Here is a 13,638-nt window from a genome sequence, read left to right on the forward strand (position 1 = left end):
GCGCGAGCGAAATTCGACTATGATCGTCCGACACCGTTGCCGACCAGGACGCCACCATGACCGATGTCACGACGAGGGACCGCAACCTGTGGACTGTCTTCCTGATCTTTCTTCGACTGGGACTGACCTCCTTCGGCGGTCCAATTGCCCACCTGGGATACTTCCACGACGAGTTCGTCAAGCGGCGGCAGTGGCTGAGCGAGCGCAGCTATGCGGATCTGGTCGCGCTCTGCCAGTTTCTGCCGGGGCCGGCGAGCAGTCAGGTCGGAATCGCGCTCGGTCTCTCGCGCGCCGGCCATGCCGGTGCTGTGGCCGCCTGGATGGGTTTCACGCTGCCGTCGGCGATCGTCTTGATCCTGTTCGCACTGGGCATCACCAGCTACCGTGATGCGCTGCCATCCGGCGCGCTGCACGGTCTCAAGGTGGTGGCGGTGGCGGTCGTCGCGCAGGCAGTCTGGGGGATGGGCCGCACGCTCTGTCCGGACGTGCCGCGCGTCACCATCATGGCGGCGGCGACCTGCCTGGTGATGCTGGTGCCGTCCGCCTGGGGGCAGGTGGGGGTGATCGGCATGGCTGCGGTCGCTGGTCTGCTGCTCTTCAAGCCCGAGCCGGGGGCTGTGCACGAGCCGCTGCCGATCACCGTCGGGCATCGCGTGGCCTTGTGCTGGCTGACGCTGTTCCTCGTCCTGCTGCTCGGCCTGCCGTTGTTGAGCACACTGTTCCCGAACCAGGTGTTGGCGATGGTGAATGCGTTCTACCGCTCCGGGTCGCTGGTTTTTGGTGGTGGGCATGTCGTCCTGCCGCTGCTGCAGGCTGAGGTCGTACCTTCCGGCTGGGTGAGCAATGACGCGTTTCTCGCCGGATACGGGGCCGCGCAGGCCATTCCGGGTCCGCTGTTCACCTTTGCGGCGTTCCTCGGCGCGGCGATGAACCAGGCGCCTTCCGGTTGGCTGGGCGGCTTCATCTGCCTGCTGGCGATCTTCGCGCCCTCGTTCCTGCTGGTCGTCGGTGCGCTGCCGTTCTGGGAGCGTCTGCGTCGCAACAGCCGCACGCAGGCGGCGCTGTCGGGCGTCAATGCGGCGGTGGTCGGGCTGCTGCTGGCAGCGCTCTACCAGCCGGTGTGGACGAGCGCGATCCACGCACCGCAGCATTTCGGCCTGGCGCTGGTTGCGCTGGTTGGGCTGATGTTCTGGAAGCTGCCGCCGTGGCTGGTCGTGCTCGGCGGCGGTGTTGCCGGCTGGTTGCTGGGCACGCTTTCGTGAGGCGGGAAAATGACCTGGAGTGACCGACAAGGATCTCTGCGGCGGCCCGGAACTGCCATCGCCGCACCGATGCAGACCATCATCGCCGTATCCGGACTCTGCAAGACCTACGCCTCGGGCTTCCGGGCGCTGAACAGCGTCAGTCTGGACATCCGCCAGGGAGAGATTTTCGCCCTGCTCGGTCCCAACGGCGCCGGCAAGACGACGCTGATCAGCATCATCTGCGGCATCGTCCAGGCGACCTCGGGGAGCGTGCGGGTCGGCGGTCACGACATCGTCGCCGGCTACCGTGCGGCCCGCTCGCTGATCGGGCTGGTGCCGCAGGAACTCACCACCGATGCCTTTGAATCAGTCTGGGCGACGGTATCGTTCAGCCGCGGGCTGTTCGGCAGACGGGAGAACCCGCAGTACCTCGAGAAGCTGCTGCGCGACCTCTCGTTGTGGGAGCGCAGGGAAAGCCGCATTCGCACCCTCTCCGGCGGCATGAAGCGCCGCCTGCTGATCGCCAAGGCGCTGTCGCACGAACCACAGGTTCTCTTCCTCGACGAACCGACCGCCGGCGTCGATGTCAACCTGCGGCGCGACATGTGGCAACTGGTGCGCACGCTGCAGGCCACCGGCGTCACCATCATCCTCACCACGCATTACATCGACGAGGCCGAGGAGATGGCGGACCGCATCGGCGTCATCAGCAAGGGCGAACTCATCCTCGTCGAGGAGAAGGCGGAACTGATGCGCCAGCTCGGCAGGAAGCGGCTGACGCTGCAACTGCAGCAGCCGCTGCCGGCGATTCCGTCAGCGCTGGCCGCGCATCGGCTCGAGCGGTCGCACGATGGCAGCGAGCTCACGTATACCTACGATGCGCAGGCGGAGGGCGGTGGCATCCTCGCGCTGCTCGAGGACCTGAGTACGGCCGGCATCGCCTTCCGCGACCTGCAGACGACGCAGAGTTCGCTCGAGGAGATCTTCGTCGATCTGGTGAAGGACGAACGATGAACGGGCCGGCGATGCGGGCGATCTACCTCTTCGAGATGGCGCGGACCCGCCGTACGCTGCTGCAGAGCATCGTCTCGCCGGTGATCTCGACCGCGCTCTACTTCGTCGTCTTCGGCGCCGCCATCGGCTCGCGCATCGACGAGATCGACGGGGTCAGCTACGGCGCCTTCATCGTTCCCGGCCTGATCATGCTCTCGGTCCTGACGCAGAGCGTTGCCAACGCCTCCTTCGGCATCTTCTTTCCGCGCTTCACGGGAACGATCTACGAGTTGCTCTCGGCGCCGCTCTCCTATCTCGAGATCGCCGCCAGCTACGTCGGCGCGGCGGCAACGAAGTCGATCATCCTCGGCCTGATCATCCTCGCCACGGCCGCGCTGTTCGTGCCGCTGCGCATCGAGCATCCATTCTGGATGCTGCTCTTCCTGCTGCTGACGGCGTTGAGCTTCAGCCTGCTGGGTTTCATCATCGGTATCTGGGCCGACAACTTCGAGAAACTGCAGCTCGTGCCGATGCTGGTCATTACGCCACTGACCTTCCTCGGCGGCAGTTTTTACTCGATCAGCATGCTGCCGCCGATCTGGCAGACGATCAGCCTGTTCAACCCGGTCGTCTACCTTGTCAGCGGCTTTCGCTGGAGTTTCCATGGCGTCGCCGACGTCAGTGTGGCGGTCAGCCTGGCGATGACGCTCGCCTTCCTGGCCATCTTCATCGCCATCGTTGCCTGGATCTTCAGGACTGGATATCGCCTGCGGAGCTAGTCGAAAACAACTGGACAAACGTACAGTATTGCGCTACTGTTCGTCCCGCTGTCGCTGGTTGTGATCCATTCATCCCGACGAAGGAGGAACAGAGCATGAACACCATCCAGAAGTGGTTCGAACAGGTTGCTGGCGTGACCCGTACCGAGCGTGCCCGCTGGGCGCTGGCGCAGCAGGTATATGGCGCGCGCGGGCTCGATATCGCCGCCTTGCAGAAGCCGGCATGCTGGCGGCGGAAGGCGAGCGCCTGCCGTGCCGAGGGCCGCTGAGGAAGCGCCGATTTCTGCCCGTCCGGTCTGCCCAACGTCGGCCAACGGCCGTCGCCACGAGCCGCGGCTCTGCCCTATACTGCGATGGCTTTGCAACTCGACGTCAAGGACACCGCACCATGTCACCGGTAAAGACCAAGGCCGCCGGCCATCAGCCGCGCGCCGGACGCAGCCAGGCTGCCAAGATCGCGGTGCAGCAGACCGCGGCGCGCGTACGCGAGATGCATCAGGCAATCGCCAGCAAGCCGTTCTCTGCCCTGCGGCGCGTTCCCTTCCTCGCTGGTCCGACGAGACTCGTACAGATCGCGCACGACAGAATCGTCGCCGGCGTGTATCAGGCGATCCACCACGGCAGCGGCGTCCTGCTTGACGCCGCTGCCATCCTTGAGGAACGGCGAGTGCAGCAGCCCTCCGGCGAAGCGCCGCGTCGACTCGCCACGCGCATGGATGCTGCCCTGAACGGAGTCTTTGGCGATCATCTCGCCGCCAACGAGAACCGCCTGGCGATTGTCATGACGCTGCACTACGAGGGTGCCACCCTCACGCCTGGCAGCCATCCGTTTCCGGCTGTCGGACGGCGCCTGTGCGTCTTCGTACACGGCCTTGCCTGCGACCAATCGTCCTGGCAACCACGCCCGGGACGCGCGGACGGTACGACGACCGTCGATTTCGGGCAGCAACTGCAGGCCGACCTGGGCTACACGCCGCTCTACCTGCGCTACAACAGCGGCTTGCCGATCAGACGCAATGGCGGCGAATTGGCTGCCTTGCTCGAGCAGCTCATCACCACCTCGGCGCCAGCGGACAGCGAGCTGGTCATCATCGGTCACAGCATGGGCGGCCTGGTGGCGATGGCAGCCTGTGAGCAGGCCGCCGCCGCTGGCATGCGCTGGCCGCTGGCCACCCGCATGCTGATCTGCCTCGGCGCGCCACAACTCGGCTCGTCCCTCGAGCGGCTGGGTCACCTGGTCACCTCGGCCCTGCAGGTATCGACGGTCACGCAACCGATCGCCCGCATCGCTACAGCGCGCAGTCAGGGCATCCAGGATCTGCGACACGGCCCAGGCGCTGCTCGGGTGCATCCGGCAGCCGCTCACATCGCCTACCGTTTTCTCGGCGCCAGCCTGGCCGAAGACGTCGAACAGCGCTTTGGCCGCTTGCTGGGCGACGGACTGGTTTCGCTCGGCAGCGCTACCGCTCCGGCGGCTGCAAGCGACGTGCAGACGGCGACGCTGGGCAGGCTTGGCCACATGGCCCTGCTGACCGATGCTCGCGTCTATCGCCAGATCGGAGAATGGGTTGCTGCTCTGGAGAAACCGGAACCGGCCGCTGCCCATGCCAGAAACGTCGTGCGGAAGGTCGTCACGCCCAAGCCACGGAACAGGGCGCCTACGCGCGAATGACGGGGCCGTTCGGGCGGATGCGCGAGCGCACATGCGGGTTGCGCGCAGCCTGCCGCGCAACGCCACGAGCCGCCGGCCGGAGCGGCCGCGCCGCACGGCCTATGAGTCAAGCGGCAGTTCGACGTTGACCCCTGGATCCGTGGTGGTCGCCCGATCACGTCGTGCGACCAGGCGTAACGGCGTTGCGTGACGCGGCGGGCGCGGTGGCTGGCCGGCGAGCGGCTCCGTGCAACGCGCACTACTCCTCGATCGGCACCGCCGTGAAGGCCGCACTTGCCTCAAGTCGCGCGACGAGGCCCTCGAGCGCTGGATAATTGGCTGCCGGCCATTCGTGTGGCAGCACGTAGCGGATGAAGCCGATTCCGGCGACCGTCGAGATGTCGGCCTGCGTCAGGCGACCGGCGAACAGGAAGTCACCGTCGAGGCGCTCCTCGAGCATCGTGAACGCCTGCCGCATCTGTTCGCGCAGGCGACTCGTCCACTCGGCCCACTGCTGCTCGGCCGGGCGCTTGCGTTCGTACTCGATGGCGACTGCCTTTTCCGTACCGAGCATCGCCAGCGCCATCAACTGCTGAATCTGGCGGCGGTCGGCGCCGCTGCGCGGTGTCAGCGGGGTGAGGTGGCGCTCGACGGCGAGTTCGTCGAGGTAATCGAGCATGTAGGCGCTCTCGTACAGTCTCTCGCCATTGGGCAGCGTCAGCATCGGCACCTTGAACAGCGGATTGAGCGGTCGCATCGCGTCCATATGACGAAAGACCGAGAGCGAGAGATGCTCGAACGGGATCCCGTAGTGCTTCATGCTCACCGCCACCCGGCGCACGAAAGGCGAATCGTAGAGGCCGAGCAACTGATGTTGCCGGCTGTTCGTCGTTTGCGTCATGTTCAGTCTCCAATCGAAGTGGGTCTGCTGCCCGCCGGCTGCGACACGAGCCGGCGATGGCCATGAATTCGCGGTGCGGCCGCGCCGGCCGAGGCCGTCTGCAGGACCTCTCAGGCGCAAGCAACGGCCGCGCTCCTCGGCCGCAACCCGGGCAGGCGCCATCCGCGCCAGCAGGAACCCGGCGGCGGCAGCAGCCGGAACGTCGCTGCGCACGCGCCGCCGCCCTTGCCGTGCCAGGGCTCGACCACCACGCGGCCGTTACTGCCTATGAGGTGACGCTGGCCAGGCAGCAACCAGACGTCGTGACCGCCGTTCTCCTCGGTGAGCCAGATGCGATCGCTGACCGCGCTCAGGGTCCAGCCGGCGATGCCTTCGAGCGACATTGCCTCGCTGGCACCCATTGCGAACTCGATTGATGGTGTGCGGACTGCCATGAGATTCTCCTTTCCTTTCATGACACCGGCCCCTGCGAAACCGGCAACGCCATTCTCAGCCGCCGGCGGCGCCGCTACAATGGAAATGTTTTCACCTGACATGTGAGAAGATTTGTCGGATCACAGACGTACGCCAGCTCTCGGCAGCCTGCGCGTCTTCGTCGCCGCGGCGCGTAGCCAGAGCGTCACCGGTGCCGCGGCTGCGCTCCATCTGACGCACGGTGCCGTCAGCCATCAGCTGCGGCAGTTGCAGGACCACCTCGGGATCGCCCTCTTCGAGCGTCATGGCCGCGGCCTGCGGCTGACCGCACACGGTGCTGCCTATGCCGAGGAACTGGCACGCGCTTTTGCCGACATCGACCAGGCAACGGACCGGTTGCTTGCGAGCCGCGTCTATCGCCGTCTGCGGGTCAGTTGCATGCCCTCCTTCGCTGCTCGCTGGCTGTTGCCACGCTTGGGCAACTTCATCGCCCGTCACCCCGAATGTGACGTGGAGGTGCAGTCGAGCGCGCGCCTGGCCGACATCAAGGGTGGCGAAGCCGACGTCGCGCTGCGCTTCGGTCACGGTCGCTACCCCGGGTTGCACTGCCGGCTGCTGATGAAGGACTGGTACTATCCGGTTTGCTCACCGGATTTCCACCGTCGCCACGAGTTGAACAGCCCGGCGCAACTGATCACGCTGCCCCTCCTGCGATCCCCGGACGAGCACTGGCAGCCTTGGTTCAGCGCAGCGGGGCTGGTCATCGACGAGCCGCAACGTGGCGCCATCTTCGACGATTCCAGCCTGATGCTGATGGCCGCTGCCTCCGGCCAGGGTGTCGCGCTCGCCCGACACACACTGGCCGTCGACGATCTCGCGAATGGCCGCCTGTTGCGGCCGTTCACGACGATCATCGAGTCACCGCTGGCCTATTACTTCCTCTCGCGTCCCGCCGACGAGGAGCAGCCGGCGGTCGTCTCCTTTCGCGACTGGCTCTTCCAGGAAGCCGCTTCGTATTCCCCGCCGGCGGGAGAAGCGACGGCAGCCCCTGGTCAAGGGTCCTGACGCCGGCGACGACGGCGTTCCGCCGCTCGACGCATGCTGGCTGCGGATGCGCCGCCGCCCGCCATCCCTCAGCCCTTCCTCTGCTGCGGCAGGGTCGGCAGCACGAGCCGGAAATGCATCGCCGCCAGGCGCAGGCCGAGAACGATCGCCATCCCGACCCATGACGCGTAGACGGGTGCGACGCCTGCCGCCTGCAGCGCGATCATCGCCAGTGCCCCGGCCCATGCCGCCGAAGCATAGAGTTCGCCCTGCAGGAAGATCAACGGGACGTCATTGCACAGGACGTCGCGCAGGACGCCGCCGACGGCGCCGGTGATCACCCCCATCAGGCTCGCCACCAGCCAAGGGGCGTGCCACTGCAGTGCCACCTGCGTGCCGACGATGGTGAACAGCGCCAGGCCGATGGCGTCGGGAATAAGGAACAGGCGCGGCGGGACGCGGCAGGCGCGAGCTACGAAGAAGGTCAGCACGGCCGCGCCGAGGGCGACGGCAAGGTAGGTCTGGTCGACCACCCAGAAGACCTTGCGATCGAGCAGCAGGTCGCGGACGGTGCCGCCACCCAGGGCGGTCGCCACGGCTACCAGCAACGCACCGATGAGGTCCATCTGCCGGCGCGCCGAATCGAGCACACCGGTCAGCGCATTGACCGCCACCGCCGCCACGCCGACCCAGTAGAGCAGCGTCTCGATGCTCATCGCTCGCCGACCGGCAGCGCCGTCCGGTCCACCACACGCCGCAGCACGAAGCTCGAATGCACCCCGGTCACCCCCTTGATGCCGGTGATCCGGTTGAGCAGCAGATCCTGGTAGGCGTCCATGTCGCGCACCACCACCTTGAGCTGGTAATCGGCAGCCTGCCCGGTGATCAGCAGGCATTCGACGATCTCCGGGATCTCACGGATTGCCGCTTCGAGCTGGCTGAAGCGCTCCGGTGTGTGCTCGTCCATCGATATGTGGATCAACGCCATCAATGACAGGCCGAGTGCTCGCGGGTCGACCAGCGCCCGATAGCCGACGATCGCACCCGCTTCCTCGAGCGCACGCACGCGTCGCAGACAGGGTGAAGGCGACAGCCCGATGCGCTCGGCGAGATCCTGGTTGCTGATCCGCCCGTCCTCCTGCAGCACCTGCAGGATCCTGCGGTCGAAACGATCCAGTTGCATCCGATTGCCTGTCCAAGTGAAGGAAAGGCAGAAATCCTAACAGGATAGTACGAGAACGCAATATTCTGCCGGTATCGATCGATATTTGTGGCAAGAACGCAAGCACGTGCCGGCTCATCGCAGGTATCATCCCAACCGTCAATGGATCAGAGCAGAGCATTCGAGGAGCCCCAGCATGTTGAAGAATCCCGCCAGCAAGTATTCGCCGTTCCCGCCGGTCCGCCTCACGGATCGGCAGTGGCCCGACCGTACGATCGGCAGCGCGCCGATCTGGATGAGCACCGACCTGCGTGACGGCAACCAGGCGCTGTTCGAGCCGATGAACATCGAACGCAAGATGCGCCTTTTTCACACTCTCTGCGACATCGGCTTCAAGGAGATCGAGGTCGCCTTCCCGTCTGCCTCGCAGACCGACTTCGACTTCGTCCGCAAGCTCATCGAGGGGCAGCACATTCCCGATGACGTCACCATCGAAGTGCTGACGCAGGCGCGCGAGCACCTCATCCGCCGGACGATCGATTCGCTTGCCGGCGCGCGGCGGGCGATCGTCCATGTCTACACCGCCACCTCGAAGCCATTCCGCGAAAACGTCTTCGGCATGAGCCGGGCGGAAGTGGTAGACATGGCGGTCAGCGCGGTCCGCCTGATCCGCCAGTTGAGCGCCGAACGGCCGCAGACCGAGTGGGTGCTCGAATACAGCCCGGAGACCTTCACCGCCACCGAACTCGACTTCGCCCTCGAGATCTGCGATGCCGTCACTGTCGCCTGGGGCGCGACCCCGGAGGACAAGGTGATCCTCAACCTGCCGACCACCGTCGAGATGGCGACGCCGAACGTCTATGCCGACCAGATCGAATGGATGCACCGCCATCTCGCACGCCGCGACAGCGTGATCCTCAGCGTCCATCCGCACAACGATCGCGGCACGGCCGTGGCCGCCGCCGAGCTGGCGATGATGGCCGGCGCCGAACGCGTCGAGGGCTGCCTGTTCGGCAACGGTGAGCGCACCGGCAATGTCGACATCGTCACCCTGGCGCTCAACCTGTACACGCAGGGAATTTCGCCGCAGCTCGACTTCTCCGACATCAACGCCGTCGCGCGTACCGTCGAGCACTGCAGTCGCCTGCCGATCCACCCGCGCCACCCCTACGTCGGCGACCTCGTCTTCACCGCCTTTTCCGGCTCGCACCAGGACGCGATCCGCAAGGGCTTCGGCGTCCAGCATGCCGACGACCACTGGCGGGTTCCCTACCTGCCGATCGATCCGGCCGATGTCGGCCGCAGTTACGACTCGGTGATCCGCATCAACAGCCAGTCGGGCAAGGGTGGCATCGCCTACCTGCTCGAGGCCGAGTACGGCGTCGTTCTGCCGCGCCGGTTGCAGGTGGAATTCTCACGCGTCGTGCAGGCGCACACCGACAGTCACGGTGGCGAGATGAGCGCAGCGGAAATCTGGGCGCTGTTCGCCGACACCTACCTCGCCGGCGAAGCGCCGATCCGCTACGTCGAACATCATCTCTTCGAGCATGGCGGGGCGCAGGGCATCCGCCTGACGCTGGAGCTCGACGGCCGGGTGCACCTGCTCGCCGGCGAGGGCAACGGGCCGATCGATGCCGCCGTCCACGCTCTGCGCAGCATCGGCATCGGCGTGCAGGTGCGCAGCTACGAGGAACGTTCGATGGCCGGCAAGGGCAGTGACGCCAACGCCTGCGCCTTCCTCGAACTGGCGCGCGCCGGCTGCAACCGGGAATGCCATGGTGTCGGCATCGACGGCAACATCGTCACGGCGTCCATCAGGGCCCTGGTGAATGGTGTCAATCGCCTCTCCGCCTGCGCCGCTGCCGGGGGCGAGACGCGTGCCGCCTGAGACCCTGGAGGTCACCCATGTTTCGCTTCGATGAACGATGCCCGCGCCGCCCACGGATACTCTGGTTCGCGGCGAGCATCTGGCTGGTCGCCTTGCCGGCGACGGTCTCCGCGCAATCGGAAGGCGGTCTTTACATCGCCGGCGACGGTTTCAGCTTCCAGGCGGCGGCCGAGCAGGGAATGGCGAAGAATGCCCGCGGCCGGCGCTTCTTCCTGTTGTCGCTACCGCCGGAAAGCGCCGCGCTCTCGCGGACCGCAGCGAGGCCGCTCGCCGCCGTCCGCGAGCGGGTGGTTGCTGCCAATGGGGTGCTGTTCGTCTGCCAGCGGGATGTCGACAACGGCAGCCTGGATCTGTCCCTTCTGGTGCCGGAGGTCATCGCCGTGCGCGGCTGGCCATCGCCGGGCAGCCCGCAGATACCCAAGGGCCAGCGCTACTTCCCGGACGAAAACCCGGCCGTCCTGCCCAAGGCCAACAACTCGCTGCGGCGCTTGCGGACCACCTGCTCCTGAGCGCTGCCTGTCGCCGGGAAGCGATCCCGAAGTGGCAGGGCCGCAGACAGCGATTCGACCGCCGCCGCTGGCGTCGGCAGCCCGCGGCAGCGATGACGGCCGAGTCCGGGAAGACCCTGTCCGGCCTGCCCGGCCTGCCCGGGAACACCCTTGCCTGATCCGCACACCGCGGGTAGTATCCCGGGCGCTGTGTCGGTCTTGTGGGCGTCACCTGCATGGCTTCCCAGGAGGCCGCCGTGCCGGAGGCTCAGACGAGCGTCCCGGGCCTCCTGCGCCATGGCAACGAATCAATCCACCGTCCTGCAATCGCGGAGGTTCCGGATGAAACTGGCTGTCCACTGTGCCGCCCTGTTGGCCCTGATGTTGGCGATCTTGCCGCGGGTCGAGTCTGCCGAGGTCCTCAATGGGGTGAAATCGCGTGGGCAACTGCGCTGCGGGGTGAGTGAAGACATTCCCGGCTTCGCCGAGCGCGATGGCAGTGGCTACTGGCGCGGACTCGAAGCCGACTTTTGCCGTGCGGTCGCTGCGGCGGTGCTGAACGACCCGGAAAAGGTGGAGTTCGTGCCACTGCAGACCACCGCCCGATTTCCGGCCCTGCAGACGCGCCGGGTCGACCTGCTGCTCGCCAACACGACGTGGACCCTCACCCGCGAAGCGGTGCTGCGGGTGCGCTTTCCCGGTATCCTCCTTTACGATGGCCAGGGCTTCATGGTCGCCGCCGCGGCCAAGGTGGCAAAGCCCGCCGACCTCGACGGTGCGACCATCTGCGTCGAGAAGGGGACGACGCACCAGCGTACCCTGGAGGCCTACTTCAAGGCGAACGGCCAGTCGGTCAGGCCACTGCCCATGGCCTCGGCGCAGAAGGCGGCGGCAGCCCTGTTCGCCGGCCAATGCCAGGCCTACACCGCGGATTCCGGCGAACTGGCGGCCATGCGTCTGCGTGCGCCGGGTGGTTCGGGGTCCTTCGTCATCCTGCCCGAACGCATTTCCAGGGAACCGATCAGCCCGGTGGTTTGGGGTGGCGATCCGGAGTGGGCGACGGTGATCCGTTGGATTCTGAACATGCTGATCCTCGGGGAGGAATACGGCGTCACCCGTGACCGCGTCGATGAAGAGGTCAAGGGAAACCGGAACCCGCTGCTGCGACAGGACCCGTACGAGGGCAAGATCATCGCACAGGCGCTGGGGATCGAACCGCAGTGGGGGATCCGGGCGCTGCGGGCCGTCGGCAATTACGGCGAGGTCTACGAGCGCAACATCGGGCGCGACGGCCCGCTCAAGATCGAGCGCGGCCTCAACCGGCTGTGGCTGCACGGCGGACTCCACTATTCGCCGGCGATCGAGTGAGGGATGCACGGATGACAGACTTCCAGATCAACCTGACGATCGTTGTCTTCGCCGCGGTCATCCTGTGCATCGCCTTCGATCTCCTGGACATGGTGGTCGCCGCACTGCTCGGGGTGAGTACGCTGATCGCGTTCGGCATTCTCGACGGCAGCGACCTGATGCCGATCGTGCACACCGCCGGCGGGCCACTGTCGCTGCTCTTCGGTGGCATGGTCGTGGCGCGGGTGATCGGCAAGACGGGGATCTTCGAGCGGATCGGCGATGTCTTCCTGCGTGCCAGCGGCGGCAGCGGCAAGCGGCTGCTGCTGCTGATCGTCGCCATGGTCGCGCCGATCTGCGCCGTCCTGCCGAACGCCACGGCGGTGATCCTGGTGGCGCCGGTCATCGTCAACGTCTGCCGGGCGCTCAAGGTCGACTTCGTCGGGCCCCTGATCATCACGGCAATCGTCAGCAACGCCGCCGGGATGCTGACGCTGGTTGGTGACCCGGCCACCTTTCTGGTCGGCAGTGCGATCGGGCTGTCGTTCCCCGACTATCTGCGGCAGGTCAGCCTGGGCGGCCTGCTCGCCGTGCTCGCGGTGGTGCCGCTGCTGCCGCTGCTGTTGCCGAAGGTGTGGGCGGCACGGGTGAAGCTGCCGGAGGCGCGCCCACCCGTTCCCCTGAAACGCCCCGGTTTCCTGATCCTCTCACTGCTCGTCCTCGTGCTGATGGTGGCCCTGTTCATGATCGGCGAGTACCTGCCGACGCGCATCGTCCCGCCACAGGTCGCGATCATCGGCGCAGCGCTGGCGCTGCTCCTGGTCTACGGCGTGCGCATCGAGCCCGTCGGCGAAGTGATCCGGGACGTGGACTGGAAGACGATCCTGTTTCTCGGCGCCATCTTCACCCTGGTCCAGGCGTTCATCAAGACCGAGTTGCTGCAAGGCCTGTCGACCCAGGTGTACCAGTGGTTTGGTGCCGAACTGATGCCGGTGGCCTTCGTCTTGCTCGCCGGCATCGGGGTGCTGTCGAGCCTGCTGGCCAACATTCCCGTGGTCGCTGCCGCGCTGGTCATGGTCACTGGCTACCTGGTGGCGGCCGGCGCAGCCCCGGAGATCGCGCTGGCTCCGGGCTTTGCCAACTGGCCACCGGCGACGCTGCCGGTATTCGTCGCGATGATGTTCGGTGGCACGCTTGGCGGCAACGCGACGCTGATCGGCGCCGCCGCCAATGTCGTCGCCGTCGGCATCTGCGCGGCAAACGGCCAGCGCGTGAGCTTCGCCCAGTTCCTGCGCATCGGACTGCCCATCGCGGTGCTGCAGCTGGCGGTCGGAGCGCTCTATGTCTGGGCTCTGGCCTCGATTCTGGGTCAGTAGCGAAGTCCGGGCGGCACCGGTTGGAGATGCCCGCGAGCCCGCTCGCTGGCGAGAGTCCGCGGCGCAGCAGCGCTTGGGGTGCCCGTGTTCCGAGCGTTGCCGACGATCAGCAGCCGACGTGGTCTGTCAGGCAGAGTCGCCTCTGGCGTTGCGGATCCAGCCGCGCAGGAGGGCCAGCAGCGAACCTCCCGTCAGCATGCCGAGAAAGTAGATGCCGATGACCAGCAGGAAGACCGGAATGGTCACGCTCATCCCCAGGAGCGATACCGTGACTGCGGTGAGGTTCTGAACCTTGAAGAGCAGCACGATGGCGGTGGCAACCACGACCAGTCCGATGTAGACGTAACGCAT

At 66.4% G+C, this 13,638-nt stretch carries 15 protein-coding genes; 10 read left to right on the forward strand and 5 right to left on the reverse strand.

The features are described from left to right. The first annotated feature begins 56 nt into the window (after positions 1 to 56). The 5 genes from chrA to V5B60_RS06210 all read left to right on the forward strand — a co-directional run bounded on the left by chrA (position 57) and on the right by V5B60_RS06210 (position 4,688). Positions 57 to 1,262: a chromate efflux transporter gene (gene chrA / locus V5B60_RS06190; protein ID WP_332346166.1), complete on the forward strand. Its 1,206-nt coding sequence runs from the start codon at positions 57 to 59 to the stop codon at positions 1,260 to 1,262. Positions 1,263 to 1,331: 69 nt separating this feature from the next. Continuing rightward, positions 1,332 to 2,258 (forward strand): ABC transporter ATP-binding protein, encoded by a 927-nt coding sequence (locus tag V5B60_RS06195; RefSeq protein WP_332350449.1) that lies wholly within the window; start codon positions 1,332 to 1,334, stop codon positions 2,256 to 2,258. Next, positions 2,255 to 3,016, forward strand: coding sequence for an ABC transporter permease (locus V5B60_RS06200; protein ID WP_332346167.1), 762 nt, complete (start codon positions 2,255 to 2,257; stop codon positions 3,014 to 3,016). Before V5B60_RS06195 ends, V5B60_RS06200 begins: the two co-directional genes overlap by 4 nt. Before the next feature lie 95 nt (positions 3,017 to 3,111). Beyond that, on the forward strand, positions 3,112 to 3,285 hold the full coding sequence (locus V5B60_RS06205; protein ID WP_332346168.1) for a hypothetical protein: 174 nt from the start codon (positions 3,112 to 3,114) through the stop codon (positions 3,283 to 3,285). 119 nt (positions 3,286 to 3,404) lie between these two features. Further along, complete coding sequence (locus tag V5B60_RS06210; RefSeq protein ID WP_332346169.1) at positions 3,405 to 4,688, forward strand: esterase/lipase family protein; 1,284 nt, start codon at positions 3,405 to 3,407, stop codon at positions 4,686 to 4,688. A gap of 238 nt (positions 4,689 to 4,926) precedes the next feature. Here the strand turns inward: V5B60_RS06210 and V5B60_RS06215 are convergent, their stop codons facing one another. Next, complete coding sequence (locus tag V5B60_RS06215; RefSeq protein WP_332346170.1) at positions 4,927 to 5,568, reverse strand: glutathione S-transferase family protein; 642 nt, start codon at positions 5,566 to 5,568, stop codon at positions 4,927 to 4,929. Positions 5,569 to 5,678: 110 nt separating this feature from the next. Further along, positions 5,679 to 5,969, reverse strand: coding sequence for a DUF2917 domain-containing protein (locus V5B60_RS06220; RefSeq protein ID WP_332346171.1), 291 nt, complete (start codon positions 5,967 to 5,969; stop codon positions 5,679 to 5,681). A gap of 145 nt (positions 5,970 to 6,114) precedes the next feature. Here V5B60_RS06220 and gcvA point away from each other — a divergent pair, with 145 nt between their 5' ends. Continuing rightward, positions 6,115 to 7,047, forward strand: a complete 933-nt coding sequence (gcvA, locus tag V5B60_RS06225; RefSeq protein WP_332346172.1) for a transcriptional regulator GcvA — start codon at positions 6,115 to 6,117, stop codon at positions 7,045 to 7,047. A 68-nt stretch (positions 7,048 to 7,115) separates the two neighbouring features. Here gcvA and V5B60_RS06230 read toward each other — a convergent pair whose 3' ends face one another. Together V5B60_RS06230 and V5B60_RS06235 are read right to left on the reverse strand one after the other, a co-directional pair. Next, positions 7,116 to 7,742 (reverse strand): trimeric intracellular cation channel family protein, encoded by a 627-nt coding sequence (locus V5B60_RS06230; protein WP_332346174.1) that lies wholly within the window; start codon positions 7,740 to 7,742, stop codon positions 7,116 to 7,118. Further along, positions 7,739 to 8,209, reverse strand: coding sequence for an Lrp/AsnC family transcriptional regulator (locus V5B60_RS06235; RefSeq protein ID WP_332346175.1), 471 nt, complete (start codon positions 8,207 to 8,209; stop codon positions 7,739 to 7,741). Before V5B60_RS06235 ends, V5B60_RS06230 begins: the two co-directional genes overlap by 4 nt. Before the next feature lie 175 nt (positions 8,210 to 8,384). Here V5B60_RS06235 and leuA point away from each other — a divergent pair, with 175 nt between their 5' ends. The 4 genes from leuA to V5B60_RS06255 all read left to right on the forward strand — a co-directional run bounded on the left by leuA (position 8,385) and on the right by V5B60_RS06255 (position 13,287). Beyond that, positions 8,385 to 10,076, forward strand: a complete 1,692-nt coding sequence (gene leuA, locus V5B60_RS06240) for a 2-isopropylmalate synthase (RefSeq protein WP_332346176.1) — start codon at positions 8,385 to 8,387, stop codon at positions 10,074 to 10,076. A gap of 17 nt (positions 10,077 to 10,093) precedes the next feature. Continuing rightward, the gene (locus tag V5B60_RS06245; RefSeq protein WP_332346177.1) at positions 10,094 to 10,585 is read left to right on the forward strand and encodes a hypothetical protein; all 492 of its coding nucleotides are present in this window, start codon (positions 10,094 to 10,096) and stop codon (positions 10,583 to 10,585) included. 321 nt (positions 10,586 to 10,906) lie between these two features. After that, positions 10,907 to 11,932: an amino acid ABC transporter substrate-binding protein gene (locus V5B60_RS06250; RefSeq protein WP_332346178.1), complete on the forward strand. Its 1,026-nt coding sequence runs from the start codon at positions 10,907 to 10,909 to the stop codon at positions 11,930 to 11,932. Between the two features lie 11 nt (positions 11,933 to 11,943). Continuing rightward, positions 11,944 to 13,287 carry an SLC13 family permease gene (locus V5B60_RS06255; RefSeq protein ID WP_332346179.1) on the forward strand — a complete coding sequence of 448 codons (1,344 nt, stop codon included), beginning with the start codon at positions 11,944 to 11,946 and terminating at the stop codon, positions 13,285 to 13,287. A 126-nt stretch (positions 13,288 to 13,413) separates the two neighbouring features. Here V5B60_RS06255 and V5B60_RS06260 read toward each other — a convergent pair whose 3' ends face one another. Continuing rightward, positions 13,414 to 13,638 (reverse strand): DUF1049 domain-containing protein, encoded by a 225-nt coding sequence (locus V5B60_RS06260; RefSeq protein ID WP_332346180.1) that lies wholly within the window; start codon positions 13,636 to 13,638, stop codon positions 13,414 to 13,416.

It is taken from the genome of Accumulibacter sp., assembly GCF_036625195.1.
Taxonomy (GTDB): Bacteria; Pseudomonadota; Gammaproteobacteria; order Burkholderiales; family Rhodocyclaceae; genus Accumulibacter.

Excerpts from the sequence above, each read along its gene's own strand:
- V5B60_RS06215 (WP_332346170.1), bottom strand. The coding sequence starts at position 5,568 with ATGACGCAAACGACGAACAGCCGGCAACATCAGTTGCTCGGCCTCTAC.
- V5B60_RS06235 (WP_332346175.1), bottom strand. The coding sequence starts at position 8,209 with ATGCAACTGGATCGTTTCGACCGCAGGATCCTGCAGGTGCTGCAGGAG.
- V5B60_RS06230 (WP_332346174.1), bottom strand. The coding sequence starts at position 7,742 with ATGAGCATCGAGACGCTGCTCTACTGGGTCGGCGTGGCGGCGGTGGCG.
- V5B60_RS06205 (WP_332346168.1), top strand. The coding sequence starts at position 3,112 with ATGAACACCATCCAGAAGTGGTTCGAACAGGTTGCTGGCGTGACCCGT.
- V5B60_RS06255 (WP_332346179.1), top strand. The coding sequence starts at position 11,944 with ATGACAGACTTCCAGATCAACCTGACGATCGTTGTCTTCGCCGCGGTC.
- V5B60_RS06260 (WP_332346180.1), bottom strand. The coding sequence starts at position 13,638 with ATGCGTTACGTCTACATCGGACTGGTCGTGGTTGCCACCGCCATCGTG.
- chrA (WP_332346166.1), top strand. The coding sequence starts at position 57 with ATGACCGATGTCACGACGAGGGACCGCAACCTGTGGACTGTCTTCCTG.
- V5B60_RS06245 (WP_332346177.1), top strand. The coding sequence starts at position 10,094 with ATGTTTCGCTTCGATGAACGATGCCCGCGCCGCCCACGGATACTCTGG.
- V5B60_RS06220 (WP_332346171.1), bottom strand. The coding sequence starts at position 5,969 with ATGGGTGCCAGCGAGGCAATGTCGCTCGAAGGCATCGCCGGCTGGACC.
- leuA (WP_332346176.1), top strand. The coding sequence starts at position 8,385 with ATGTTGAAGAATCCCGCCAGCAAGTATTCGCCGTTCCCGCCGGTCCGC.
- V5B60_RS06210 (WP_332346169.1), top strand. The coding sequence starts at position 3,405 with ATGTCACCGGTAAAGACCAAGGCCGCCGGCCATCAGCCGCGCGCCGGA.
- V5B60_RS06200 (WP_332346167.1), top strand. The coding sequence starts at position 2,255 with ATGAACGGGCCGGCGATGCGGGCGATCTACCTCTTCGAGATGGCGCGG.
- V5B60_RS06250 (WP_332346178.1), top strand. The coding sequence starts at position 10,907 with ATGAAACTGGCTGTCCACTGTGCCGCCCTGTTGGCCCTGATGTTGGCG.
- V5B60_RS06195 (WP_332350449.1), top strand. The coding sequence starts at position 1,332 with ATGCAGACCATCATCGCCGTATCCGGACTCTGCAAGACCTACGCCTCG.